We start from the raw sequence: 25547 nt of genomic DNA, 5'->3' as shown, positions 1-25547 counted from the left end.
GCCGGTCGGTATCGACGCCGACGAGAAGGATGTTGGCATCGCTTTCGGCGTAACGATGCAGGGGGCGGCGGGTTTGCGATCACAGGCGAGGCCGGTGCTTGCGGCTCTGAAGGGCGTGTGCGACAGTTGCACCGAAAAGGTCCGCCTAGCTGATTGTCTTTCTTCAGGCCGCCACCTGCTGGAGATGCCGGGTTGGCACGGCTGGTCGCGAACCCGGCAAGCGACGCTGGCCCTCTTCTTGCGAGCAATTTGGCTCTGGCCGGGTCTCGATCCTCACGCGCCAAGCTGCTCAGTCGGAAGCGTTTCACCGGCGCCATCTGCGTCGCTCCCCAACGACCACAGGCGCCGACTTCGGGTCAGACCGGTAGCCGCAATATGAGCTCGGTAATCGAGAACGCCCTCTCCGGCGTTAACACCACGAGGTCGACGACCGTCATCTACCCCGGGTGATCGTATAGATATTTCAGATGCCGGTACTTGGCGAACTACGAAATTGTGAGACTCAAGCGCTCGCGCGATGCCTCTAACGGCGTCGCCGATCTTCATCAGCGGAGAAAACACTGGGTCAACCAGAACGATCAGGCTTGGTCCACCGGCAAGGAATGCGCGCGCAATGTTGTCGCCGTGAACCAGAAGCTCAATGAAGTTGAATAACGTGCCATCACCGCGCGACGCCATAGAAATTCCGTAATATCCAGCCTTCGTGAGGCGCAATGGCCCAGCTAGCTAAGGCGTCCTCAGTATCAGAGTACACTCTCCGTCGGGGGCGGAGTGCAATCGCTGTTGTGGCGACAGCGCGCGCTCTGCGCCAAACAGGCAAAGCCGGCATGCGGATAGCAAAAGGGAGCTCGCCGGTTGCAGTCCCGGAGTTGTGATCCAGGCCCGGCCTCGCCTCCGCCAAACAATGGGCCATAGATGAGAACCGACCTTGGGGACGGGTCGCTCGAGGGACCCGAGAGCGAAGCGCGGTCGCTGTCGTGGATCGACGACCCCGTGGCCGCGCCGTCCTTCCAGGCGACGCCGTGGCTCGCCGGTGCTGAGCCACGCGCTTTGGGGCGGCGGGCCAGACCGGCGGTTTCGACGGGCAAATTCCCGCTAGGCCTTACCGTCGCGCTGTTCGCGCTCGCGTTTCTGTTGCCTGCATGGCCATGGCTATCCGGCCACGTCACGATTCCCTGGGACGCCAAGTCGCAATTCCTGCCGCCGTTGCAATTTCTCGCCACGTCGCTGGCGAATGGCCAGTCGCCGTTCTGGACGCCCAACGTCTTCGGGGGCTGGCCGCTCATCTCCGATCCGCAATCGCTGATCTTCTCGCCGCTACATTTTCTGCTCGCCTGCGTCGACCCGAAACCAAGCTTCCGTGTGGTCGACGGGCTGACCTTTGCCTATCTGTTGCTCGGCGGCCTGGCCATCATTCTGTATTTCCGCGACCGCGGCTGGCACGCGGCCGGTGCGCTTGTCGCTGCGCTCGCCTTCGCCTTCGGCGGCTCGGCGAATTCACGATTGCAGCATACCGGCCAGATCGTCAGCCTGGTCTATCTGCCGTTGACGCTCTGGATGCTATCGCGCGCGCTCGAACGTTCGTCGTGGCGCGCCGGCTTGGCGGCCGGCGTGTTTGGCGGCCTGCTCGCCGTGGGGCGGGATCAGGTTGCGCTGATCTCGCTCTACGTCCTCGCCGGATTTGTCGCGTACCACTGGATCGCGGGTGACGATTGGCGCAAGCGCATCAACGCGAGCATCAGACCGCTCGCGGCCAGCTGCCTGGTCGGCATCCCCATCGCGGCCGTTCCGGTCACGCTGACGGCTCTGCTCGCCGCACGCTCGAACCGGCCCGAGATTGGCTGGATGGTCGCCGGCCAGGGATCGCTGCATCCGGCACATCTGCTGACCCTCGCTTTCGCCGATCTCTACGGCGCGATGGACCCGGCCATCGAGTACTGGGGGCCGGCGACGTCGTCCTGGAAAGCAGCGCTTGGCGGCGCTGATCTCTCGCTCGCGCAAAACATGGGTCTGGTCTATTCGGGAGCCCTGCTGCTCGTCGTCATCGTCTCGTTTGGCATCGTGCGCCGCCTCGCCTGGTCGCGTGACATCCGCTTCTTCTCGATCGCTGCCAGCATCGTCTTGCTCTATGGACTCGGCTGGTACACGCCCGTCTTCCATGCGATGTACGAATGGTTGCCCGGGGTGATGCTATACCGGCGACCTGCCGATGCGACGTTCGTCATCGGGGCGCTGCTCGCTATCATCGCCGGCTACCTCGTGCATCGCTGGCTCGAAGGCACGGTACCGCAACCCACCAGTGCGCAGCGGGCAGTCGAACTGGCCATGCCGGTTGTGCTGGTCGCAGTGGCGCTGTGGCTCGCCCACACCGTCGTGTCCATCACGCAGGTGATCGTGCCGGTCGTCACCGCGCTCGTCTTCACCAGCGGTGCGGTCGTGGCGCTCGTTCTCGCGCGTTGGCTGAACGGTCTCTCGCTCCTTGCGGGCATGCTGCTGCTGAGCTCGTTCTCCGCCGTCGACCTCGCCTGGAACAATGCGCCGCACATTTCCACCGCTATGGCGGCTTCGACATTCGATGCACTGCGCCTCGACACCAGGAACGCAACGCTGGCGCTGCTGAAATCAAAGCTTGCGGCGGCGTCAGATCCGGCCCGGCGTGATCGCGTCGAACTGATCGGCATCGCCTATCATTGGCCGAACCTGTGTATGATCCACGGCTGCGACCACGTGTTCGGGCACAATCCGCTGCGCCTCAAGTGGTTCTACGACGCCACCCTGGTCGGTGATACGGTGGTGGATTATGACCAGCGCCGCTTCTCGCCGCTATTTCCGTCCTATCGCTCCGCCTTCGCCGATCTGTTCGGTCTGCGCTTCATCGCCGTCGGCGTGCCAGTCGAGAAGGTCGATCCATCGCTTGCCCCCGGCGATCTCACGCTCGTCGCCCATACGGCGGACGCCTATGTGTACGAGAATCCCCGCGCTCTGCCGCGTGTGATGGTGCTCTCTGACTGGCGCATCGCGGATTTCAATCAGCTTCTCACCAATGGCTGGCCGACGGACGTCGATCCGCGCCACACCGTCCTGCTCGACCGCGCGCCAGCGCTGCCGCGTGCAAGCGCGGCTGGCGCGGCGCCCGGCACAGCACGCTTGATCCGCTATGAGAATACACGAGTCGACGTCGAGGTCGACGCGCCGTCAGGCGGCCTGCTGCTCCTCAACGACGTTTGGCATCCCTGGTGGCGTGCAACGGTGGATGGCGAGCCGAGCGACATCCTCAGGGCCAACGTCATCTTTCGGGCAGTCGCTCTTCGCCCAGGGCACCACACGGTGAGCTTCACGTTTCATCCGTTCGCAGGGGCCTTGGCCGAGCTACGGGGCAAGTTCCGTCACGCCCACTGACTACCGATCAAGCATACCCGCATAGCGGCGGCGACTGGCTCGAAGTCGCGCCCCGTCAATTCCTGGGGAGCATCGGGCCACCCAGATTGGGCGGCTTGGCTTCTGTCTGTCGCAGGCTGCCCCGCGAGCGGTGTTCGCCGGCCTGCAATGGCCGGGCAAGCCTAGGGCGTCCGTGAGGACGCACACGGATCTGGAGGCCAAGGTTGAGCGCGGCGGGGCCGTCAATCCGGATAGTGCTTGTGGAAATGATGCACGGGCCCGTGGCCGTGTCCGACGGCGAAGCGATCCGCCGCAGCGATCGCAGCCGTGATCCAGGCCTTGGCGTTGCGCACGGCGGTCTCCATATCCTCGCCCCTGGCCAGACCTGCAGCGATTGCCGACGACAGGGAGCAGCCTGTGCCATGCGTGTTGGCGGTCGCGATGCGCGGCGCGGCAAGCGCGACGGTGCGTTCGCCGTCGATCAGATAATCGATGCTTTCGGCACCCTGCGCATGGCCGCCCTTGACCAGCACGGCGCGACATCCCATCGCCAGCAACCGCCTCCCCTGGTCCTCGACGGCGGCCTCGCTCGAAGCGACCGGCTCGTTCAGCAGCGCCGCGGCCTCCGGCAGGTTTGGCGTGATCAGCGATGCACGGGGGAACAACATGGTCTTGAGCGCATCGACCGCCTCGGCCGCCAGCAGGCGGTCGCCCGAGGTCGCGACCATCACCGGGTCGAGCACGACGTGGTGCGGCGCCCAGCGCTGCAGCCCTTCGGCGATCGCCGCGATCGTCTCGGTCTGCGCCACCATGCCGATCTTGACCGCGCCGACCGCGAGGTCGGAAAACACCGCGTCGATCTGCGCGGTGACGAACGGCGCAGGCACCGGATGAATGCCGCTGACCCCGGTGGTGTTCTGCGCCGTCAGCGCCGTGATCACGGAGGCGCCGTAGACCCCGAGCGCGGCAAAGCTCTTCAGATCGGCCTGGATGCCCGCGCCGCCGGAGGAATCCGAGCCCGCAATGGTGAGCGCGATCGGCGTCATTTTGCAGCGCCAGCGGTTGATATGAACGGGGTCATGACCTGTCCTAGCCCGGCCGCCCATTGGCAGCAAGTTCGCCTGACCTTACCGCGACTTGATCTCGACTTGACCTGGACTGGACTTGACCTGGACTTGACCTGGACTTGACCTGGACTTGGCCTTGCCTTGGCGGCCCGTTTTTGGCCTATTGTCGCCGATATCCCCGGAGACACAGCGATGGTTCCTTTCTTCGTCCAGATCAAATGCAAGCTCGGCCAGTCCTACGCCGTTGCCAACGCGCTGGCGGAAGCCGAGATTGCCTCCGAGATCTATTCCACCGCAGGCAACTATGACCTCCTGGTGAAGTTCTACGTCGACCACGACACCGACATCGGCCATTTCATCAACGAGAAGGTGCAGGTGATCCCGGGTATTCAGGATACCCTCACCATCATCACCTTCAAGGCGTTCGGAACGAAGTGAGGTTCGCATCTTTCGATGCGACGCCCGCGGCGAGCTGAGGCGACCAAGCCGGCGGAAGACCGCCCGAATTGATCGCGCTTCAAGACTCCTCCGCCGGCTTTTTCTTCGGTGGCCGCGGCGGGCCTTCGACCGGCGGTAGCGACTTGATGTAGTCGGCGATCGCGTCGAGATCCGGGTGCGAGAGCTGCGAGGTGTTGCGGATCACGCGCACCATGGACCCGCCGGCACTGTCGCCATCCGGCGTCTGCCCGGTCTCCAGGAAATAGGCGATATCGTTCGCGCTCCAATCCGAAAGCCCCTTTTGCGTGATGTTGGGCACCCAGCCCTCGCCCTCCGGATTGGGGCCGCCGGCAAAGCGTTGCACGCCGATGATGCCGCCAAGGATATTCCGCGGGCTGTGGCACTCGGCGCAATGGCCGAAACTGTCGGCGAGATAGGCGCCGCGATTCCACTGCGGCGAACGGCTTGCATCGGCCACCAACGGCTTGCCGTCCATGAACAGCCATTTCCAGACGCCGATATTGCGACGGACGTTGAAGGGAAACGGCACGTCATGGTCGCGCACCTTGCCCGCGACCGGCGGCAACGTCTTCAGATAGGCAAAGAGGTCGCGCACGTCATTGATCCTGGCGTGCTGGTAAGAGGTATAGGGAAACGCCGGGAAGTAGTGCGTCGCCGACGGCGAGGTGCCCTTCATAACCGCGTTGACGAAGTCGACCTCGCTCCAGCGGCCGATGCCATCGTTCGGATCGGGAGAGATGTTCGGCGCATAGAAGGTGCCGAACGGAGACGGTATCGCAAGGCCGCCGCCAAGCTTGGTGCGGTCGTCCTGCTTCGGCACGGCATGGCAGGAGGAACATCCACCTGCATTGAACGTTGTGAGCCCGTTGGCCAAGTCAGGCTGGTAGGCAGGAAGCGCGCTTGCAGCAATGGTCGCGGGGGTCGTCAACCACCAGAACACGCCGAAGCCGGCGATGCCGGCCACAATGGCCAGGAGGAGAATTCGTCGCGGCATTCATTGATCCGTCACTGGGCCGGTCATCTGTCAGCCAGTATGAGCGCAAGCTGGCGCATAAGCTTCCATCAAATTTCGCCCGCTCAGGTTGATTTTTGGGAATAAATCCGGACGGCTGCTGTTTTGAGGCTGATACCGTCGTTTGATGTCAACAGGGAGAAAACCATGCCGAACAAGACCATGCTTGCCGCGCTGACGCTGAGCGCCGCGGTCGCCTTTGCCGGACCCGCCTTCGCCGAGAAGCTCAAGGCGACGCTGAGCGGCAAGTCCGAAGTACCGCCGACCACCAGCACGGCCACCGGCACCGCCGACATCGACTACGACGCCGCGACCAAGAAGCTAACCTGGAAGCTGAGCTATTCCGGCCTGACCGGCCCCGCCACCGCCGCGCATTTCCATGGTCCTGCAGAATCCGGCAAGAACGCCGGCGTCGCAGTCGCGATCCCGAACGCGGGCAAGAGCCCAGCGGAAGGCAGCGCCACGCTAACCGATGCTCAGGCCGCCGATCTGCTCGCCGGCAAGTACTACGTCAACATCCACACCGCGGCGAATCCGGGCGGCGAGATCCGCGGCCAGGTCACCAAGTAAAGCTCACGAAGTAAGTCCGACAAGAAAAGGCCGACACAGCAGGAAGGGCGGACACCTTGCGGCGTCCGCCCTTCTCGAGGGGAATTTCTGGCAACCTTCCGCTCTTCTCAACGCGCCTTAACGCGGTAGGTCTCGTGACAGCGAAGACATGCATCGTTAATGGCTGCAAACTCCGTCTTCAGACTATCGAGATCTTTGACCTTGGTCTTTGCCTCACCCACAGCCTTGGCAAAGGTGGCCGCATGGGCCTCAAAATCCGCTCGCTGGGTCCACACCTTCATTGACGCGTAGTAGTCGCCCTTCGGCTTCTTGCCCTTGATGCTTTCGGGAAAAAAGGAAGGGAAGCGCTTGGCTACATCCTCGAGCCCCACAAGCGCCGTGTCAACGGCGTTCTGATCATAAGCCGCCTTACCCTTGGTAATGTCGTAGAGTACGACGGCATTCTTGAGGTTGGATTTCATTGCAAGTTGGGTCAAGGTAACATGGTCTTCCGCCGCGGCCACAACGCCAACGCCAAGCAGCAAGGTTCCCGCGACAGTACCAGTTCGAAACATCGACAGCTCTCCATGTTCAGGGGGCGGATGAACCGACCTTCGCGCTCGGCCACGGATTTGCGTCGAGCGGCCTGATCAGGCGAACACCGCTCGATCCGGTTCATTCCTCTCCCGCACAAAGTTTCAGAGCTTGTGCTGGCGTTGTGCTTCGCGGATTGCAACCCAGACCCGTTCGGGCGTTGCGGGCATATCGATGTGGTCGATCTGGTACTCGCGCCACAGCCCTTCGACGATCGCATTGACCACCGCCGGACACGAGCCGATCGCACCGGCCTCACCCGCTCCCTTCACGCCAAGCGGATTGGTCGTGCAGGGCACGTTGTGGGTCTCGAACACGAAGGACGGTCCGTCGGAGGCGCGCGGCATTGCATAGTCCATGAACGTGCCGGTGACGAGCTGGCCGTCGGTTGCGCTGTAGACTGCCCGCTCCATCAACGCCTGGCCGATACCCTGCATCGCGCCGCCAATCACCTGGCCCGCGAGCAACAGCGGATTGAGCGTCACGCCGAAATCGTCGACGATGACGTAGTTGACGATCTTGATGATGCCGGTGGCTGGATCGATCTCGACTTCGGCGAGATGCGTGCCGTTCGGATAGGTGCCGTCGGCGCTCGAGAAGGTCGCGCTGCCGTTCAACTTCGAGGGATCGCCGCCGGCACGTTTGGCGAGATCGGCAAAGCTGATCGAGCGGTCGGTGCCGGCGATGCGGACGCGGCCGTCGGCGATTTCGAGGTCGCCCGCGCCGGCCTCCAGCGCCTGCGCCGCGAGCTCCTTCAGCTTGTTGCCGAGCTCGCGCGTGGCACGCTCGACGCTGACGCCGCCGGAGGGAATCGACGACGAGCCGCCGGTGCCGAGGCCGGTCGCGATCTTGTCGGTGTCGCCCTGCAGCACATGGACGCGCTCGGGCGGCAGCCCGAACTGGTCGGCGACGAGCTGCGCATAGGCGGTCTGATGGCCCTGCCCGCTCGACTGAGTTCCGATCAGAATGGTGACGTCGCCATTGGGATCGAGCGCGACATTGGCGGTCTCCTCGCCCATGGTGCCGCAGACCTCGACATAGCTCGCCATGCCGATACCGCGCACCAGCCCGTCCTTCTTCGCCGCCTTGGCGCGCTTCGGAAACTCCTTCCAGTTGGCGATCTCCATCGCACGCTTCATATGCGCGACGAAGTCGCCGGAATCGTAGACCTTGCCGGTCGCGGTCTTGTAGGGCAGCGATTTCGGCGGAATGAAATTCTTCCGCCTGACGGCATCCGGCGTCATGCCGAGCTTGCGGGCCGCTGCGTCGACCAGGCGCTCGATCACATAGGCGGCCTCGGGGCGGCCAGCGCCGCGATAGGCATCGACCGGCACGGTATTGGTGAACACGGTGCGGACGCGGCAGTGGAAGGCCTGGATGTCGTAGAGGCCCGGCAGCATGCCGGCGCCGCCGTGCGGGATGTAGGGCGCAAAGGTCGAGAGATAGGCGCCCATGTCGCCCATCAGATCGACGTCCATGCCGAGGAATTTGCCGTCCTCGGCGAGCGCCATCTTCGCGGTCGTGACGTTGTCGCGGCCCTGCGCGTCACCCATGAAGTGGTCGGAGCGCTCGGCGGTCCACTTGATCGTCCTCTTCAACTTGCGCGCGGCGACCGAGATCAGCGCATATTCGCGATACGGAAACAGCTTGGTGCCGAAGCCGCCGCCGACGTCGGGACAGATCACCCGCATCTTCTCCTTCGGCATCTTCAGGACCATGTCGCAGAGGATCTCGCGCAGGCGGTGGCTGCCCTGGCTGCCGATCGTCAGGGTCAGATGATCCTTCTTGGTGTCGTATTCGGCGACCGCCGCGCGCGTCTCCATGAAGTTGGTGATGACGCGCGGATTGACGATGGTGATCTCGGCCACCGCATGCGCCTTGGCGAAGGCCTCTTCCGCGGCCTTCTTGTCGCCGATCGAGACGTCGAACAGCACGTTGCCCGGCTTGTCGGACCAGACCTGCGGCGCGCCGTTCTTGACGGCGTTCACGAGACCGACGACGGCGGGCAGCGGCGTCCATTTGACGTCGATCGCCTCGATCGCGTCGCGGGCATGATCGACGGTGTCGGCGACCACGAAGGCGACGGCGTCACCGACATGGCGCACCTCGTCCTTGGCGAGGATCGGATAGGGCGGCGCCGTGAATGGATCGGTCTCGAGATTGAACAGGCACGGCAGGCCGCCGAGGTCGGCGACATCGGCCGCGGTCAGGATCAGCGCCACGCCGGGCATGCCGCGGGCCTTGGTCGCGTCGATGGTGAAAGTCGCGTGCGCATGCGGCGAGCGCAGCATCAGCGCCTGCAATGCGGGAGACGGCGCAACGTCGTCGGTGTAGCGGCCCTTGCCGCGAATCAGGGCGTCATCCTCTTTGCGGCGCACACTTTGACCGACGCCGAATTTGATGGGAGCTGCCATCTCGTCTCCAATTGTCTTGGTTTGTTTGGGCCGCATATTGGCGTGGTTGTTCCGGAAGCGCAAACCGCTTTCCACATGCCGCGACGCGATCGCGCAGCCCACTCCTATGCTTTTGATTTAACAGGGCAAACTATCCGCGCCGCAGTGCGAACAGCCAACCGCGGCCGAACAGCACGAGGACCGCGAAGCCGTAGACGAAGAGGCCGACCGCGACGAGCAGCAGCAGGATCAATTCGTCGCGAAAGATCTGCATCGGCGCGAACCAGACCGCCGCGAAGTGCGAGGTCAGCCACAGGGCGACCGCCAGCAGGATACCGCAAAGCGCGAAGGTGCCGAGCGAGCGCACCAGCGTGCGATCGAAGTCGAGGTAGCCGCGGCGTGCAGCAAAGAACAGCACGAGCAGCAGATTGATCCAGGCGCCGACCGCGGTCGCGAGCGCGAGCCCGACCTGCGCCAGCGTGCCGACCAGCGCGATCTTCAGCGCGACGTTGACCGCGACCCCGGTCAGCGCCGCCTTCACCGGGGTTGCAGTGTCCTTGCGGGCGTAGAAGGTTGCGACCGCACTGCGGATCATCACGAACGGGATCAGGCCGACCGCATAGGCCGCAAGCGTCGCGCCGGCGGTGGCGGCGTCCGCCTTCGAGAAGGCGCCGCGCGCGAACATCGCGCGCATGATCGGGTCGGCGACCGTCAGGAACGCCGCCACGAACGGCACCGAGAACAAAAGGGTAAAGTCGAACGCGCGGCGCTGCGCCGCAAGCGCGCCGGCGTGGTCGTCGGCCGACAGGCGCCGCGACATCTCCGGCAGCAGCACGGTGCCGATCGCGATCCCGATCACGCCGATCGGCAATTGATTGAGGCGGTCGGCGTAATAGAGCGCCGACAGCGCGCCGGCGTGCAGGAAGGTCGCGATGATGGTATCCGCGAACAGCGCCACCTGCGTCCCCATCGAGCCCAGCGTGGCCGGCCCCAGCGCGCGGAAGAAGGCGCGGACATCCTCGTCGAGCCTCAGCGGCGCAAAGCGCGGCAAGCCGCCATGGCGCGCGAGGTCGCCGGCCAGCAGGAAGAACTGCAGGAAGCCCGAGATCAGCACGCCCCAGGCCGCGGCATGACCGGCGCTCGGGAAGAACGCGACCAGCGCCAGCGTCATCATCATCGCCAGGTTGAGGAAGATCGGCGCCGCCGCGGCGCTGGCGAAACGGTGCATCACGTTGAGCATGCCGCCATAGAGCGTCACCAACGTGATCAAGAGCAGATAGGGAAAGGTGATCCGCGTCAGTTCGATCGCGAGCTTGCGCTGCTCGACATCCTCGGTGAAGCCCGGCGCGAGGATGCTCATCGCCTGCGGCATGAACAGCATCGCCACCACCAGCAGGACCACCTGCGAGGCGAACAGCAGCGTGAAGATGCGGTCGGCGAACAGCCGCGCCGAGGCCTCGCCGCGCTCACCATGGACATGGGCATAGGCCGGCACGAAGGCGGCGTTGAAGGCGCCCTCGGCAAAGATCGCGCGGAAGTGATTCGGCAGCCGCAGCGCCACGAAGAACGCATCCGCCACCGGGCCTGCGCCGAGGATCGCCGCGAGCATGATGTCGCGCGCGAACCCGGTCAGCCGCGAAAGCAGGGTGTAGCCACCGACGGTGAAGATGCGCCCAAGCATGCGGTGCTTCTAGCGCATGATCACCATCCGTCAAAATGACGTATTCAGGACGAAAGCGCGCCGCGCACCGCCTGGACGATGCGATCCTGGGTTGCCTCATCGAGATAGGGATGCATCGGCAGGCTGATGACATCCTTCGACAGGCGCTCGCTGACCGGCAGACCGCCGTCCGCGACCGGGAAGTGGCGATAGGCCGTCTGCTGGTGGACCGACTTGGGGTAGTAGATCATGGTGGGGATGCCCTGCGCCTTCAGGGCCGCCGCGAAGGCGTCGCGGTCGGTCCCCTTGGGCAGCCGGAGGGTGTATTGCGCCCATACAGAGGTGCAGCCGGAGGCCAGGTGCGGCACGGTCACGACATTGCCGAGCCCGCGCGAATAGCGGTCGGCGACCACGTTGCGCGCCGCAATCTCGTCCTCAAAGATCTTCAGCTTCTCGATCAGGATCGCGGCCTGCACGGTATCGAGCCGCGCGGTTAGGCCGAGCCGGATATTGTCGTACTTGTCTGAGCCTTGGCCGTGAACGCGGATGCTGCGCAGCGTGCGTTCAAGTTCCTCGTCGTCGGTAAAGATCGCGCCGCCGTCGCCGAAACAGCCGAGCGGCTTTGCCGGGAAGAAGCTGGTCCCAGTCGCCAGTCCGAAGGTGCCCAGCTTCCGCCCCCTGTAGCTGGCGCCGAAGCCTTGCGCGGCGTCGTCGAGTATGAACAGGCCTTCGGCGTCGGCTACCGCTGCGATCGCATCATGATCGGCGCTCTGGCCGAACAGGTCCACCGGAATGATACCGACCGGCTTCAGCCCGTGCGCCCGCGCGGTCGCGATGCCTCGCTTGAGCGAGCCGACGTCGATGTTGAAGGTCGCTTCGTCGACGTCGACGAAGACCGGCGTAGCACCGGTTAATGTCACTACTTCGCCGGTCGCGCAGAAAGTGAAGGTCGGGCACAATATAGCGTCGCCCGGCCCGACATTCTTGGCCATCAGCACCATTAGAAGCGCGTCGGTACCGCTGGCGCAGCTCACCACATACTTTGCACCGCTGTACTCGGCCAGCGCCTTCTCCAGCGCCGTGACCTCCGGGCCGTTGATGAACTGGCAATGATTGAGGACGCGGGCGACCGCCTCATCGACCGACTTGCCGAGCCGTCGACGCTGCGCAGCGATGTCGATGAAGGGGATGAGTTCAGGATGGATGTGCTGGTTCATGGAGGTTCTTTGCGCGTGATGAGAAATGACAAAATTAGCCGGCGATACGGCGCGGTCCCTTACGCGCCGTCGAAGCGGCAGGCTTCGCGGGCGCGTCCAGGCAGCGGATCGCAATCTCGAGGCTCGCCACGCCCTCGTCGCCGGACACTGCCGGCAGCTTGCCGGTGCGCACCGCATCGAGGAAGGCAATCAGCTCGGCGCGCAGCGGCTCGTCGTGACCGACGGGCAGGTGACGCATCGAATAGCTGCCGTCAGACTTGAAGCCGAAGCATTCGGTGACCTGGCGCGTCAGCAGGTCGCCCATCACGTACTTGCCGCGGGTTGCCACCGTGACGTTGCGCGCCTTGAACGGCGTCAGCCAGTTGGTGTTGATGTGGGCGAGCACACCGGAGGCGGTGCGGAACTGCAGCAGCGCGATGTCCTCGCGCTCGGCAACCGCGCTGGAGAGCTGCGGCTGCACCTCGACGATGTCGGATTCGGTGAACCAGCGAATCAGGTCGATGTCGTGCACGGCGAGGTCGATCACGACGCCGACATTGGACATCCGTGGCGGGAACGGACCGACGCGGGTGATGCCGATCGACAGGATGTCTTCGCCCGAGATCGCCTGCTTGATCGCGGCGACCGCCGGATTGAAGCGCTCGACATGGCCGACCATCAGCGTCACTCCGGCCTGCTGCGCGGCGGCAACGATCTCGCGGCCCTCCTCGACCGAGGATGCCACCGGCTTCTCGACCAGGATGTGGATGTTACGCGCGATGCAGGTCAGCGCGATGTCGTGATGCAGGTGGGTGGGGGCCGCGATCGTCACCGCATCGACGCCCTCGGCGAGCAATTCGTCGACGGTCGCGAACGCGCGGCAGCCGACAAGATCAGTGGCGCGCGAGCGGTGTTCCGGCAGCGGATCGACGATCCCAACCAGCAGGACACCGGGCAGCCCGGCCAGCACGCGGGCATGATTGCTGCCCATCACGCCGGCACCGATCACGCCGACGCGCAGTGCGCGCTTGATGTCGGCCTTCGCGCCCGATGCGGACACTTTTGCGTTCATATTGTAGACCCCAAGTAACGTTCTGGCGGTTGTCCCGGCTTCTCAGGGAGCCACCCCGGCCCCAAGGGGAATCAGCACCAAGGCTCTATCCCCTGTTTGGCGCTTTTGGCGCGAACCACGATCCGCTTCGTTGGCAGCCGCTATAGCACGGCGCCACAAATGTGGCGATTGACAAGGACGATATCCGGACACGTTTTGATTCAAAGAGTTACATCGTCCGGTGAGCCCTTTTGGGCACGGGACCCCGCCTCGCGTCAGGATCGCGGTGAAGGTTGTGCCGCAGCTCCATCCCCGTCACTGCGAGCCAACGGGTCGCGCGAATGCGCGCCCGATGACAGGCTCCGCCAAGCAATCCATCGCGCTGCATACGCGGAAGCATGGATTGCTTCGCTGCTATCGCTCCTTGCAGTGACGGGACTGGATAGGCCTACCGGCTCTCAGGTGCGCCGGTAGTCGTCCTCGATGCGGATGATGTCGTCCTCGCCGAGATAGCTGCCCGTCTGCACCTCAATCAGCTCGAGCTGGATCTTGCCGGGGTTCTCCAGCCGGTGCACCGCGCCGATCGGAATGTAGATCGATTCGTTCTCGTGCACGGTCTTGATCAGCTCGTTGACGGTCACCTGCGCGGTGCCGCGCACCACGATCCAATGCTCGGAGCGGTGGTGGTGCTTCTGCAGGCTGAGCCGCCCGCCCGGCCTGACGATGATGTGCTTGACCTGGTGGCGGTCGCCATTGTCGACCGACTGGTAGGAGCCCCAGGGCCGGTGCACCTTGATGTGGCTCTCTGTCACCTCGGGCGCGGTTACCTTCAGTTTCGCGACCAGCCGCTTCAGCCCGTTGGCATCCTTCTGCCGCGACACCAGCACGGCATCCTGGGTCGCCACCACGACAAGATCGTCGACGCCTTCGAGCGCGACCAGCGCGCGGTCGGTCGCGACGCTACAGTTGCGGGAGTCCTCGAACACCGCAATTCCCCGCGCCGCATTGCCCTGGCTGTCCTTGTCGGAGAGCTCCCAGACCTGGCGCCACGAGCCGATGTCGGACCAGCCGCAGGCCACCGCCACCACCGCCGCACGCGCGGTCTTCTCCATCACCGCATAGTCGATCGAGATCGCCTTGGCCGCGCCGAACGCCGGCGGATCGAGCTTGACGAAGCCGAGATCGCGCGCGGCCTCGGCCACCGACTGCTCGACGGAAGTCACGCTGTCCGCGTCGACGTTGCGATACTCATCGAGCAGCACCGCAGCGCGGAACATGAAGTTGCCGCTGTTCCAGAGATAGCCGGCATCGATATAGCCGGCCGCAATTTCGGCATCCGGCTTCTCGACGAATTTGGCGACCGCGCGCACCTCGCCGGCGACCACTTCGCCCGGGCTGATGTAGCCGTATTCGGTCGCCGGCCGTTCCGGCTTGACGCCGAAGGTCACGATGCGGCCCTGCTCCGCTGCCGCCAGCCCCTCGCGGCACGCCGCGACGAAGGCCGGCATGTCGCGCACCAGATGATCGGCGGCGAGCGCCAGCACGACCGCATCGCTGTCCCGGGTTTGCGCAAACGCCGCACCGGCGGCGATCGCCGGGCCGGAATCGCGCCGCATCGGCTCGAGCAGCACATCGGCCTCGCGGCCGATCTCGGCGAGCTGCTCCAGCACCATGAAGCGATAGGCCTCGTTGGTGATCACGATCGGCCGCTCGAACAGGGTCGGGTCCGCGACCCGCAGCAGCGTCTCCTGGAAGGTCGAGCGCGCCCCGAACAGCGACAGGAACTGCTTCGGATGCACCTCGCGCGAGGCCGGCCACAGCCGCGTACCCGCGCCACCGCACATGATCAGGGGGATAATTCGTCGGTCCATTGAACCCTCAAGTTCTGTCGTGTCCGCGGATGACACATCAAATTTGCGCGAAGGCGGCCGTGATCGACGCCCCTGTTGCCCGGGAAGCACCGCCACGGTGTAGCACCATGCGATCCCGTGCGTCAGGTCGGATTTTACCGGTATTGTAACCCCAGTGTGCGGCCGACAGTCGCCGTCTGACCTCTTTACCCCCCTCGTCAGGCTGGCCGCAATAAGAGCCGCACAGCTATTGCCAGATCGGTGCGGAAACCATACCAAGGCGGCGAATTTGGACGCGCGAAGGCCTTTTGCGCGGTTTTTGACACATTCTGAACCCTGGCAAGCGCGGGCGAAATGCGCCGAATCCTGCTTTCTACCCTCAAGATACTGATCTCGGCCGCGCTGCTCTATCTCTCATTGCGCAAGGTCAATCTCTATGACCTCGCCTCGCGCATCCAGGTCGAGAGCCTGGGCTGGCTTGGGCTTGCGATCGCGGTCACGCTCGGCCAGATCTTTCTCGGAGTGTTGCGCTGGCGGGAGATCAGCGTGGAATGCGGCGCGCCGCTCGAGACCGCGCAGGCGATGCGCTTCAACATGATCGGCACCTTCTTCAACCAGACGCTGCCGTCCTCGATCGGCGGCGACGCGGTGCGGCTGTGGCTCGTCGCGCGCAACGGCGCGGGCTGGCGCGCGGCCACCTACTCGATCTTCGTCGATCGCGCGATCGGACTCGTCGCGCTTGCCGTCGTCATCGCAGCAACCCTGCCGTGGAGCTACCGGTTGATCTCCGATCCCCGCGGCTGGACGGCTCTGCTGCTCCTCGACCTTGCCGCGCTCGCAGCCGGATTCGGCTTCCTGCTGATCGGCATGTTGCCGTGGCCGTGGCTGAAGCGGTGGTGGGCGACGCATCACGTGCATGCCTGTGCCGTGATTGCGAACCGGGTGCTGTTCAGCCGAAACCGCGGGCTGAAGGTCATCGTACTTTCCCTGATGATTCACGTGGTCACGGCCGTGATCGGCTGGTGCGTGGTGCGATCGATCGCGGCCCCGGTCACGTTCGGTCAGATCTTCCAGCTCTTGCCGCCGGTGATGCTGATCACGATGATGCCGATCTCGATCGCGGGCTGGGGGGTGCGCGAAGCCACCATGGGACTGGCCTTCGGATATGCCGGGTTGATCTCGAGCGAAGGCGTCAACGTCTCGCTGCTGTTCGGCGCGATATCATTCCTGGTCGGCATCTTCGGCGGCCTGGTGTGGATCCTTAGCCCGGAAAAAGCTGCCAAGGGCGCTCAGCCGATCAAAGTGCCGGCATCGGAATAGCTGTCGACCGCAATGACCAGTTTCGAAATCCTCCTGTCGTTCATCGCAGCGGTTCTGGCCGCATCGATCTCGGCCATGCTGATCCAGGCGACGCGGCCGATGCTGCTGCGCGTGGCGCTGGCGAAACCGAATGCCCGCTCGTCACACAAGATTCCAACGCCGCAAGGCGCCGGCATCGCGGTCACGCTGGCTACGCTGCTCGCAGGCGGGATCGTCCTCGTCCTGGCGGGATTCCCCGACTTGACGGTTGCCTTCGTGGTGTTCGCGGCCAGCCTGTTCATCGCGGTGGTGGGTTTCGTCGACGATGTCCGCCCGCTGCCCGTCGTGCCACGATTGTTGTTGCAAGCCGCGGCCGTCGCCGTCGTCGTGTTCGCCGCGCCGGGTGATCTGCGGATCGTTCCGGCCTGCCCGCTGTGGCTGGAACGTGCCTTGCTGCTGATCGCCGGCCTCTGGTTCGTGAATCTCGTCAACTTCATGGATGGGCTAGACCTGATGACAGCCGCCGAAGCCGTGCCGATCACGGTGGCGGTCGCCCTGCTCGGCAGCTTCGGCCATGTCCCGGCTGCGACGACGATCGTCGCCGCCTCGCTATGCGGTGCGCTGCTTGGTTTCTCCCCGTTCAACCGGCCGGTCGCACGGATCTTCCTTGGCGATGTCGGCAGCCTGCCGATCGGCCTGCTGCTCGGCTGGTGTCTGCTGCAGCTCGCACTGCATCAGCAATTCGTTGCCGCGCTGCTCCTGCCGCTGTACTACCTAGCGGATGCGACGGTCACACTGCTTCGGCGGATGGCGCGACGCGAGCCATTCTGGGCCGCGCACCGTTCGCACTTCTATCAGCGCGCAACCGACAACGGATTTGCGGTGTGGTGCGTCATCGGTGAAGTGTTCGCGCTCAATGTCGTGCTGGCGCTGCTCGCCATCGCTTCGGTCGCCCTGAATTCCTTTGCCGCGGACGTCGTCCTGCTGCTGGCCGGTGCGCTTGCCGTTGCTCTCCTTCTACAGCAGTTCTCGCGACTGCGAACATCTTGATCGGTGGGCCCGATCAGGACGATGACTGACTCATGGCGAGTTTCAACCCGTCATCAAGGCTGATCGGCGGCTGCCACCCAATCGCCGCGACTTTCGACAGATCGAGTTCGAGCGAACCGAGCAAGCTGTCATTTGCCTCGCCTCGACCGCCGACCCTGAGCAGAGTGCGAAGAATCGGCTGTGGCAAACGGAACAGACGTGGCGAGGTCTGCGCCGCATGGGCGAGACGTTCGATGAATTGCGGCGTCGACACCTGTTCGCGGTCGGCCACGAGAAATACGTCGAAATTCCTCCCCCCCGGGGACGATAGCCGATGGAGGACAAACGAAGTTAGGTTCTCCACTGACAGAAAGGCACGACGGTTGTGAATATTGGCCAAGGGAAGTGGAACGCCGCGTTTCACTGCTCTTTCGAGAAAAGCAAAGTTCCCCTTTGCCCCAGCACCATAGATCATGGGCGGGCGAACGACGGTCACCCTCATACCGCTATCCGCCACTAATTCCCTCAAGCCAGCTTCCGCAGCAGCCTTCGACATCCCGTAGAGGCTGCGGGGTGTCAAGGTGTCGTCCTCGCGAAACGGGGGACGTCCATCATTACTGCGCCCGTGGACCAAGATCGTGCTGATGAAGATGAAATCCCTAACACCCGCGGCCATCGCGGTGCGCGCCAAATGCAGCGTCCCTCCGACATTGACGTCGTGATAGAGTTGGACCGCATGCTCGTCGTTTTGGTGATGAACGCGCGCGGCAAGATGCACCACGGCGTCCACATCGGCAACCGCCTCGCGCCAATCGGTGGTTGGTCCGAGCATATCGATCGTCACGTCGTTTGGGTCCTGAGGCGGAGTCCGCACGGCGCGCCGCACCACCCAGCCGTTGCGGACCAGTAAGGGCACCAGGTGGCGGCCAACGAAGCCGCTCGCCCCCGTCACCAGAACCGTCGGTCGACGACCATCACTCATGCTGTCCGCTCCACGTCGCGATTGCACAATAGCTCGGCAACGAGCGCGGCGTAACTGCCAAGGGCCAGTTCAGGACTGAAGGTCCGCGCTGCCGCAACCGCGCGCTCGGCCATCGCGGCGTCCTGCGAGCGCGGCGCCAGCCTGATCGCGTCGGCGAGTTGATCCGGCCTGCCGGGTGCCACGACCCAGCCGAGCCCGTTTTCCTTCACGGTCAACGCGGCCTCGGCCTCGGGTTCCGAGATGAGAATCACGGGACGGCCCGCGGCGAGCAGATTGTAGAACCGACTCGGCACCGATACGCCGGCGACGTTCTTGCGATAGGGAATCAGCCAGATGTCGGCGCTGGAGAGCAGCGCGTCGAGATCGCTATCAGCGACCCGATCGACCAGCGTAACGTTGGCCAACCGATCTGTAGATTGCATCTCCCGCAGCCGGTCAAAGCCCATGCCCCAGCCGGAGAGCAGGAAATGGATATCGCCTTCGCCGCGCAGCAGCCGCGCGGCCTCGAACACGATGTCCGGGTCGTGAGTGAAGCCGAGATTGCCGGACAGGCCGACGACGAAGCGGGCACCGATCGCCTTGCGAAACGGATTGTCGGGGTCCACGGCACGGATGCCGGGCATCAGCGTGGTCCAGTTCGGAATGAACCTGATCTTGTCGGGCGTCATTGCGCGGTACCGCAGCAACAGTTTCTCGCTGTCCCGGCCGATCACGATGACGGCGTTGAGCGCGCGGAACATCAGTGCGTTGATGCCCCGCATCGCGCGTGCGACGAGGGAGGACGGCTTCAGCAATCCGGCCATGACGAGCACATCGGGAAACAGGTCGTGCAGGATCAGTGCCGACTTCGCCCCCTTCAGCCTTGCCGCGGCGGCCACCGCGTAGGGCAGCACGAAGGGCGCGGTCACCGTCAGCGCCACGTCGCCGCGCTGCAGCCGCGTCCACAGCGCGACAAAGATCCGGCAGCTGAACAGCGTCTCCGCCAGAGCGCGCTTGATCAGCGCCGCCTTGTCCGGCAACCAGTTCCTGATCTCGATCACGGTCGGCCGTCCTGGTGCGGGCTCTTTTGCCGAGCCTGGCATGCCGGACACGACGACCACCTCCGCGTCCTGCGCGAGCCGCTCGGCGATTGCGGCCATGATCGCGGCAGTCGTGCTGTGATCCGGCGGATAGTGCTGGCTGACGACGACGACTTTATTGGGCTTGCGCATCAATCGCTTTCGAGACGCTCCTGTCGCGCGCATTCGATCCAAATTCGGGCACGGCGTCCTGCAGCACCGCGCGGATGGTCACCCGGTCGTCTCTCTCGATGGAGTCCTCCAGCGCCGCCAGCCACTTGCGCAGCGTCGACATCGGCGGTTGGTTCGGCTTGGCCGCCATGATGCCGGCGACGCCAATCTCGATGGTCGGCTCCTGGCTTGCGAACAGGATCTCGTTCAGCCGCTCGCCGGGGCGAATGCCACTGAACACGACCTCGATATCGACCCCGGGTTGCAGGCCGGACAGGCGAATCATCCGTTCGGCAAGATCGACGATCTTGACCGGCTGTCCCATGTTCAGCACGTAGACCGAGACGTCGGGCCGTGCCGGCGTCATCGCATGCGTGGCCGCGGTGATCACGAGATCGCAGGCCTCGCGGATCGTCATGAAGTAACGGACCATGTCCGGATGAGTGACAGTGATCGGGCCGCCGGCCTCGATCTGCGCTTTGAACTTGGGCACCACCGAACCGTTGGAGGCCAGAACGTTGCCGAAGCGCACCGAGATCAGGCGCATATGCGGCTTGCCGGCGGCTCCGACCATCAAATCGTGGTCGAGCGCCTGACAATACATTTCGGCAAAGCGCTTGGTCAGCCCCAACATCGACACCGGCTCGATCGCCTTGTCAGTCGAGATCATCACCATGGTCGAGGCGCCGGCGGCCAGCGCGGCGTCGGCAACGTTCACCGAGCCGAAGATGTTGGTCTTGACGCCCTCGCTCCAGTCGCGCTCCAGGATCGGCACATGCTTGAGCGCCGCGGCATGGAACACGATGTCGGGCTTGAAGTCGCTCATCAGCCGCGTCATGCGCTCGCGATCCCTGATGTCGGCGATCCGGCCCTCGACCACCGCGCCGGTGTCGCGGGCCGACAATGCTTCGGTGACCGCATAAAGCGCCGGCTCGGAGTTCTCGATCACCAGCAGACGTGCCGCGCCGAAGGTCGCGACGCGATCGCAGATTTCCGCCCCGATCGAGCCTCCGCCGCCGGTCACGATGACCGACTTCCCCTTCACCAGGCTTTCGAGCCGTGCATAGTCGATCTTGTGGCTCGGACGCAGCAACAGGTCCTCGACCGCGACATTGGTCAGCCGCGGCGTGTCGCCGCCTTCCAGCGACGGCAGACGGCTGACGATCAGGCCGAGACGCTTGGCGCGCATCAGCACGCTTTCCGGATGGGCATCCGGCTCGAACGCCGACGGCATCATGATCACCCGCTTGATCGGCCGCTGGCGAACGCCGAAGTCGCGAATCACCGGCTCGATGTCGTCGACACCGCCGACGACGGGAATATTGCGAATCTTCTGGCCCTGGTCGGAGGACGAGGGCGACAGCACGCCGATCGGCCACAGTCCCTTGATGGCCCCGTTCTCAATGCCGCGCAGCACGACTTCCGCGTCAGCGGTGCGTCCGACCAGCAGCGCCGGCGCGGCGTTGTCGGAGCGGGCATGAAGACGCGTTCGCGAATAGCGGAAATAGCGATAGCCGAGGCGCAACGCGCTCAGCCCGAACACCTCGAGGAAGAAGAAGAGGACGATCGTGACACGCCCGAGAAAGACAACGCTATGCGAACTTGTCTCGGTGAAGATGAAGACGTAGTCCAGCACCACGAGCGCCAGCGTCAGCACCGCCGCGACGCGCAGGATGTTCACGGCATCTGGCAGCGACGTGAAACGCCATTTCGCCGTGGTCAAGTTGCAGAGATAGCTGACCACAATACTGAACAGCACGAACCATGGCAGGACGTGCATCAATAGCGGCAGCCGATCCGTGAGAAGGCTGCCCTCGAAGCGCAGATAGAAACTCGCCACCAGCGCAAACGCCGTTACAAGGGCATCATGGATCAAAATCAGGAAGTTGCGCAGAGTGAAACGTGGAAGACGCATCATGGATACGAGCGATTTAATGGGGTTTTGCGACAAGATATCAAGGCTGATAGCGCATCTGCGACAGTCATGCCAGCCATCATGGATGGATTAGGCGTTCAGGTTCCGTCCCTGCCGTCGATCGCGTTTTCAGCACAATGCCGCCAGCGACCCCGACACCCAGTACGTACATCCAGCCCTCGTGAAAATCGAAGATGTGTGAATTGAACAATGAAGTAAAAATATTCTGCACCACGACGAGGAGCCCGATCCAGTTCACGACACCATCCCCGCGGAACAACAACAGGTGCAAAATCCACATTGCATAAAGGATTGCGACGCCGATCATGCCCCACTGTACGGCGACATTCAACGTCTGATTGTGTGGGTTGCCAATCACTTCACCCGAAGCGTGACTCGCGCCGCCCGTTGCGACTCGCTCGAACAAGCCCCGCGTCGCTCCGGTACCATGGCCAATGATCGGCGCCTCGGCGAAGAATCCGAGCGACTTTCGCCAGAACTCCAACCGCAAGCCGATCGAGGTCGGCTCGTTGCGCTCCTTGTAAAGTTGGTAGTCGCGAGTGAACGTTTCGGCGGTCCATCGCAGCTGCGGAGAGGAATACCACGCCACCACGGCAAGCACGGCAGCACTGCACAGAATCAGCGCGATACTGCGCCAACGCAGATGGAGCAGCGCAAACACCGCGAACATGATCGGGACTGTGACCAGCGCGGTTCGCGACACCACCACGAACGCCATGTTGGCGAAGAAGCTCAAGGCAATCACGATCAGCAGAACGGCGAGTGCGATGCGCCTGGCGCGCAGCAGTATGACGATCGGATAGGCCAGCGCGACCGCGCAGAGCGTGAATTCCTGACTCTGGTTGATGTAGTCCTTGACGAAGATTCCGCGCTCACCGCCCGCCCCCTTTAACGAGAGGCCGGGATGTGCCAGCACCAGCCAGGACATCACCATCAGCAGCGTGCAGGACACGAGGAAAGCCGTGAATATCCACGTTCCACGCCTCGAGCGCTGAAAATGATAGAAAAGGAACGGAAGCACCAGCAGCTTTGCCGTCGGCCCGACCGCGTACAGCCTCACGCCCCAGGCGGCGTCCGACCAGAGCGTGCCGACAAGTGCAAGGGCGAACAGCGCGGCCGGCACCGCGCAGATCGGCTGCTTCACCAGCGCCCAGAACGCCCTTAGTTCGAGCGTCGGCGCGACTGCGATCAACAACACCACCCCGAAGATGCCGACCAGCGAGGTCGACCACGGCAGCGACAGCGCAATCAAGACCGCGATCACGTCGGTCGTGGTCGCCCACCGCGCCCGGTCGCGCCAGGCGGGCAGCGCCGCGGCTGAGGTCGCGGAGGCTGAGCCCGGGCTCACGCCTTGCCCCCGCGGGCCCGATCGACCAGCGATGTCGTGCTGTGTCCGGCCAGGATATCGACCAGCAGCACCTCGCCGCCGGATGCCTCGACGATCTCATGGCCGACCACCTGCTCGCGGGTGTAGTCGCCACCCTTGACCAGCACGCTCGGCCGCACCTTCGTGATCAGGTTGATTGGCGTGTCCTCCTCGAAGATCGCAACGAGATCGACGGCTTCAAGAGCAGCCAGCACTTCGGCGCGCGACTGCGCGTCCTGCACCGGTCGCCCCTCTCCTTTCAGCCGCTTCACCGAGGCATCACTGTTCAACCCGACAACGAGGCGGTCGCAGGCACCGCGCGCCGCCGTCAGCACCTTGACGTGGCCGGGATGCAGAATGTCAAAGCAGCCATTGGTGAAGCCGATGCGCAGATCCTGCCTGCGCCATTCCGCAAGATGCGCATCGATATCGCCGCGGGCCGCAACGATCTTGTCTTCCGCGGCAAGCGATGCGTGCGGCAGGATTCGCCGCCGCAATTCATCCGGCCTGACGATCGCGGTGCCGGTTTTGCCGACTGTCACGGCGGCCGCCGCGGTCGCCATCCTGAGCGCCGCCTCCCAGTCCGCCTTTGCGGCCAGCGCCAGAGCCAGCGTCGCCGCCACCGTGTCGCCCGCACCCGACACGTCGCGCACTTTCGCCGGCAGCGCCGGCACGTGGATGACACCGCGGTCGCGCAGAGCGAGCGTCATGCCGCGTTCGCCCTGCGTCACCAGCATGGCTTCGCAGTCGGCGAGCCGCATCGCGTCTTCGGCGGCGGCTGCGATCGCGCTGTCTGAATCGGCACGGCTCCGCGTCGCCTCGGCGAATTCCTTGCGGTTTGGTTTGAGCAAGGTGGCGCCGCGATAGATCGCGAAATTGAGACTCTTCGGGTCGATGATCACGGATTTGCCCAGCTCGCGCGCGGCATCGATCGTGTTGCGGATCACCCGCGCGGTCAGCACGCCCTTGGCGTAGTCCGACACTAGCACGATGTCGGCACGTGCCAGCTGCGACAGGATGGCGTCGATCAGCTTTTGCTCGACCTCGGCCGAAGCCGGCACTGCCTGCTCCCAGTCGGCGCGCAGCATATGTGTCGAGAAATGCTCAGACACAAAGCGTACTTTCCGCGTCGTCGGCCGGCCGGAATCGCGCACCAATATGCTCTCGATCCGGCTTTCCCGGCCCAGCACGGCCTGCAGCCTGGCGCCCGCATCGTCCTCGCCGATCAGACCGATGAAGATGCAGCGCCCGCCGAGCGAGGCAACGATGCGCGCGGCATTGCCGGCGCCACCGATATTGGTCTCGCTGCGCCCGACCGCGATCACCGGCGCCGGCGCCTCCGGCGAGATTCGCGACACCTCGCCATACACGAACTCGTCAAGCATGAGGTCGCCGACGCAGAGCACGGTCTGGCCGGACATTGCATGCAACAGGGCTTCAAAATCGAACATCTGTGATCGTGCCCCGCTCAGCGATATCGATCGGCGCGGTCGAGGAAACCCTTCACATAGGCATCGACCGCATCTTCGAGCGCCGTGAAGCCGCCGTTATAACCGGCGCACCGCAGGCGATCGACCTCGCTCTGCGTGAAATACTGGTAACTGCCACGAATCTGCTCGGGCATGTCGACGTACTGGATGTTCGGCTTCGCGCCGAGCGCGCTGTACGCCGAGACGATGAGATCCTTGAAGCTGCGCGCCTTGCCGGTTCCGACATTGAAGAGCCCGCTCACCGATGGGGTTGCGAGCAGCCACATGATCACCCGCACGACGTCGTCGACATAGATGAAGTCGCGGCGCTGGTCGCCGTCGGCGATCCCCTCCCGGTGCGACTTGAACAACTGCACGACGCGGCCCGCCTTGATGTCATCGAAACGGCGCGCCAGCACGCTCATCATCGGACCCTTGTGATATTCGTTCGGGCCGAACACGTTGAAGAATTTCAGCCCCGCCCATTGCGGCGGCAGCCGCTCCCCCTTCGCCGCGCGCTCGGCGACCACGAGGTCGAACAGTTGCTTGCTCCAGCCGTAGAGGTTCATCGGCCGCAATCGCTTCAGCGCCGCGACCGATGGATCGTCATCGAAGCCCTGATCGCCGTCGCCATAGGTGGCCGCCGATGAAGCATAGATGAACGGCGTACGGTTGGCCGTGCACCAGTCGAGCAGCCGCAGCGACAGGCGGAAATTGGTTTCGATCACCAGGTCGCCGTCGGTCGCGGTGGTCTCCGAGATGGCGCCAAGATGAACGACGGCATCGAGACGCCGCCCCTCCAGCCAGTGGCCGAGCTCGGCAGGCGGCACGACATCGGCGAGCTGGCGCTTGGCCAGGTTCCGCCACTTGCCCTCGTGCCCGAGGATATCGGCGACCGCGACGTCGCTCCGCCCGGCGTCATTCAACGCGGCGACGACGTTCGATCCGATAAAACCGGCCCCCCCGGTTACCAGAAACATTGCGAAATCCCACCCAAGTCTACTGCAGTCGCCAGCTTTGCCCCACTC

Annotated in this window: 20 protein-coding genes; 6 read left to right on the top strand and 14 right to left on the bottom strand. The window is 64.3% G+C overall.

Annotation, left to right across the window (positions count from 1 at the left end):
- Nucleotides 1–477: 477 nt before the first annotated feature.
- Nucleotides 478–654, top strand: coding sequence for a hypothetical protein (locus MTX19_RS13235; RefSeq protein WP_280986014.1), 177 nt, complete (start codon nt 478–480; stop codon nt 652–654).
- 261 nt (nt 655–915) lie between these two features.
- Nucleotides 916–3399 carry a hypothetical protein gene (locus tag MTX19_RS13230; protein WP_280983978.1) on the top strand — a complete coding sequence of 828 codons (2484 nt, stop codon included), beginning with the start codon at nt 916–918 and terminating at the stop codon, nt 3397–3399.
- 221 nt (nt 3400–3620) lie between these two features.
- On the opposite strand, the gene thiD is transcribed toward MTX19_RS13230, so the two are convergent.
- Entirely contained in the window at nt 3621–4424 is an 804-nt protein-coding gene (gene thiD, locus MTX19_RS13225; protein WP_280983977.1) for a bifunctional hydroxymethylpyrimidine kinase/phosphomethylpyrimidine kinase, read from the bottom strand.
- 213 nt (nt 4425–4637) lie between these two features.
- Here thiD and MTX19_RS13220 point away from each other — a divergent pair, with 213 nt between their 5' ends.
- Nucleotides 4638–4883: an Lrp/AsnC ligand binding domain-containing protein gene (locus MTX19_RS13220; RefSeq protein WP_280972549.1), complete on the top strand. Its 246-nt coding sequence runs from the start codon at nt 4638–4640 to the stop codon at nt 4881–4883.
- A gap of 79 nt (nt 4884–4962) precedes the next feature.
- Here the strand turns inward: MTX19_RS13220 and MTX19_RS13215 are convergent, their stop codons facing one another.
- Nucleotides 4963–5898 carry a cytochrome c gene (locus MTX19_RS13215; protein WP_280983976.1) on the bottom strand — a complete coding sequence of 312 codons (936 nt, stop codon included), beginning with the start codon at nt 5896–5898 and terminating at the stop codon, nt 4963–4965.
- A gap of 165 nt (nt 5899–6063) precedes the next feature.
- On the opposite strand from MTX19_RS13215, the gene MTX19_RS13210 reads away from it, so the two are divergent.
- Nucleotides 6064–6486, top strand: a complete 423-nt coding sequence (locus MTX19_RS13210; RefSeq protein WP_280983975.1) for a CHRD domain-containing protein — start codon at nt 6064–6066, stop codon at nt 6484–6486.
- Between the two features lie 107 nt (nt 6487–6593).
- Here MTX19_RS13210 and MTX19_RS13205 read toward each other — a convergent pair whose 3' ends face one another.
- The 6 genes from MTX19_RS13205 to MTX19_RS13180 form a co-directional block, all read right to left on the bottom strand.
- Nucleotides 6594–7040: a cytochrome c gene (locus MTX19_RS13205; protein ID WP_280983974.1), complete on the bottom strand. Its 447-nt coding sequence runs from the start codon at nt 7038–7040 to the stop codon at nt 6594–6596.
- A 123-nt stretch (nt 7041–7163) separates the two neighbouring features.
- Nucleotides 7164–9473, bottom strand: coding sequence for a xanthine dehydrogenase family protein molybdopterin-binding subunit (locus MTX19_RS13200; RefSeq protein ID WP_280986013.1), 2310 nt, complete (start codon nt 9471–9473; stop codon nt 7164–7166).
- Nucleotides 9474–9603: 130 nt separating this feature from the next.
- Nucleotides 9604–11133 (bottom strand): murein biosynthesis integral membrane protein MurJ, encoded by a 1530-nt coding sequence (gene murJ, locus MTX19_RS13195; protein WP_280983972.1) that lies wholly within the window; start codon nt 11131–11133, stop codon nt 9604–9606.
- A gap of 44 nt (nt 11134–11177) precedes the next feature.
- Nucleotides 11178–12329 carry a DegT/DnrJ/EryC1/StrS family aminotransferase gene (locus tag MTX19_RS13190; protein WP_280983971.1) on the bottom strand — a complete coding sequence of 384 codons (1152 nt, stop codon included), beginning with the start codon at nt 12327–12329 and terminating at the stop codon, nt 11178–11180.
- A 34-nt stretch (nt 12330–12363) separates the two neighbouring features.
- Nucleotides 12364–13380, bottom strand: a complete 1017-nt coding sequence (locus MTX19_RS13185; RefSeq protein ID WP_280983970.1) for a Gfo/Idh/MocA family oxidoreductase — start codon at nt 13378–13380, stop codon at nt 12364–12366.
- A gap of 437 nt (nt 13381–13817) precedes the next feature.
- Complete coding sequence (locus MTX19_RS13180; RefSeq protein ID WP_280986012.1) at nt 13818–15230, bottom strand: mannose-1-phosphate guanylyltransferase/mannose-6-phosphate isomerase; 1413 nt, start codon at nt 15228–15230, stop codon at nt 13818–13820.
- A gap of 333 nt (nt 15231–15563) precedes the next feature.
- Here MTX19_RS13180 and MTX19_RS13175 point away from each other — a divergent pair, with 333 nt between their 5' ends.
- Together MTX19_RS13175 and MTX19_RS13170 are read left to right on the top strand one after the other, a co-directional pair.
- Nucleotides 15564–16529 (top strand): lysylphosphatidylglycerol synthase transmembrane domain-containing protein, encoded by a 966-nt coding sequence (locus MTX19_RS13175; RefSeq protein ID WP_280983969.1) that lies wholly within the window; start codon nt 15564–15566, stop codon nt 16527–16529.
- A 12-nt stretch (nt 16530–16541) separates the two neighbouring features.
- Nucleotides 16542–17558, top strand: coding sequence for a glycosyltransferase family 4 protein (locus MTX19_RS13170; protein ID WP_280983968.1), 1017 nt, complete (start codon nt 16542–16544; stop codon nt 17556–17558).
- A gap of 13 nt (nt 17559–17571) precedes the next feature.
- Here the strand turns inward: MTX19_RS13170 and MTX19_RS13165 are convergent, their stop codons facing one another.
- From MTX19_RS13165 to rfaD, 6 genes are all read right to left on the bottom strand, one after another.
- Entirely contained in the window at nt 17572–18519 is a 948-nt protein-coding gene (locus MTX19_RS13165; RefSeq protein WP_280986011.1) for an NAD-dependent epimerase/dehydratase family protein, read from the bottom strand.
- A complete protein-coding gene (locus tag MTX19_RS13160) occupies nt 18516–19730 on the bottom strand; it encodes a glycosyltransferase family 4 protein (RefSeq protein ID WP_280983967.1) in 1215 nt (404 codons plus the stop codon). The genes MTX19_RS13165 and MTX19_RS13160 overlap by 4 nt, the downstream gene beginning before the upstream one ends.
- Nucleotides 19714–21666 (bottom strand): nucleoside-diphosphate sugar epimerase/dehydratase, encoded by a 1953-nt coding sequence (locus MTX19_RS13155; RefSeq protein ID WP_280983966.1) that lies wholly within the window; start codon nt 21664–21666, stop codon nt 19714–19716. Before MTX19_RS13155 ends, MTX19_RS13160 begins: the two co-directional genes overlap by 17 nt.
- A 76-nt stretch (nt 21667–21742) precedes the next feature.
- Complete coding sequence (locus tag MTX19_RS13150) at nt 21743–22993, bottom strand: O-antigen ligase family protein (protein ID WP_280984778.1); 1251 nt, start codon at nt 22991–22993, stop codon at nt 21743–21745.
- Nucleotides 22994–23028: 35 nt separating this feature from the next.
- Nucleotides 23029–24501 (bottom strand): D-glycero-beta-D-manno-heptose-7-phosphate kinase, encoded by a 1473-nt coding sequence (gene rfaE1, locus MTX19_RS13145; RefSeq protein ID WP_280986010.1) that lies wholly within the window; start codon nt 24499–24501, stop codon nt 23029–23031.
- A 17-nt stretch (nt 24502–24518) separates the two neighbouring features.
- Nucleotides 24519–25499, bottom strand: coding sequence for an ADP-glyceromanno-heptose 6-epimerase (gene rfaD / locus MTX19_RS13140; RefSeq protein WP_280986009.1), 981 nt, complete (start codon nt 25497–25499; stop codon nt 24519–24521).
- Nucleotides 25500–25547 lie beyond the last annotated feature (48 nt).

It is taken from the genome of Bradyrhizobium sp. ISRA464, from assembly GCF_029910095.1.
GTDB lineage: Bacteria > Pseudomonadota > Alphaproteobacteria > Rhizobiales > Xanthobacteraceae > Bradyrhizobium.
The sequence above is the reverse complement of the archived record's forward strand: the minus strand, read 5'-3'. Positions and strand labels throughout refer to the sequence as shown.

Coding starts and splice junctions, on each gene's coding strand:
- murJ (WP_280983972.1), bottom strand. CDS start 11,133: ATGCTTGGGCGCATCTTCACCGTCGGTGGCTACACCCTGCTTTCGCGG.
- MTX19_RS13165 (WP_280986011.1), bottom strand. CDS start 18,519: ATGAGTGATGGTCGTCGACCGACGGTTCTGGTGACGGGGGCGAGCGGC.
- MTX19_RS13200 (WP_280986013.1), bottom strand. CDS start 9,473: ATGGCAGCTCCCATCAAATTCGGCGTCGGTCAAAGTGTGCGCCGCAAA.
- MTX19_RS13190 (WP_280983971.1), bottom strand. CDS start 12,329: ATGAACCAGCACATCCATCCTGAACTCATCCCCTTCATCGACATCGCT.
- MTX19_RS13155 (WP_280983966.1), bottom strand. CDS start 21,666: ATGATGCGTCTTCCACGTTTCACTCTGCGCAACTTCCTGATTTTGATC.
- MTX19_RS13230 (WP_280983978.1), top strand. CDS start 916: ATGAGAACCGACCTTGGGGACGGGTCGCTCGAGGGACCCGAGAGCGAA.
- MTX19_RS13175 (WP_280983969.1), top strand. CDS start 15,564: ATGCGCCGAATCCTGCTTTCTACCCTCAAGATACTGATCTCGGCCGCG.
- rfaD (WP_280986009.1), bottom strand. CDS start 25,499: ATGTTTCTGGTAACCGGGGGGGCCGGTTTTATCGGATCGAACGTCGTC.
- MTX19_RS13220 (WP_280972549.1), top strand. CDS start 4,638: ATGGTTCCTTTCTTCGTCCAGATCAAATGCAAGCTCGGCCAGTCCTAC.
- MTX19_RS13185 (WP_280983970.1), bottom strand. CDS start 13,380: ATGAACGCAAAAGTGTCCGCATCGGGCGCGAAGGCCGACATCAAGCGC.
- MTX19_RS13205 (WP_280983974.1), bottom strand. CDS start 7,040: ATGTTTCGAACTGGTACTGTCGCGGGAACCTTGCTGCTTGGCGTTGGC.
- thiD (WP_280983977.1), bottom strand. CDS start 4,424: ATGACGCCGATCGCGCTCACCATTGCGGGCTCGGATTCCTCCGGCGGC.
- MTX19_RS13215 (WP_280983976.1), bottom strand. CDS start 5,898: ATGCCGCGACGAATTCTCCTCCTGGCCATTGTGGCCGGCATCGCCGGC.
- MTX19_RS13180 (WP_280986012.1), bottom strand. CDS start 15,230: ATGGACCGACGAATTATCCCCCTGATCATGTGCGGTGGCGCGGGTACG.
- MTX19_RS13160 (WP_280983967.1), bottom strand. CDS start 19,730: ATGCGCAAGCCCAATAAAGTCGTCGTCGTCAGCCAGCACTATCCGCCG.
- MTX19_RS13170 (WP_280983968.1), top strand. CDS start 16,542: ATGACCAGTTTCGAAATCCTCCTGTCGTTCATCGCAGCGGTTCTGGCC.
- MTX19_RS13210 (WP_280983975.1), top strand. CDS start 6,064: ATGCCGAACAAGACCATGCTTGCCGCGCTGACGCTGAGCGCCGCGGTC.
- rfaE1 (WP_280986010.1), bottom strand. CDS start 24,501: ATGTTCGATTTTGAAGCCCTGTTGCATGCAATGTCCGGCCAGACCGTG.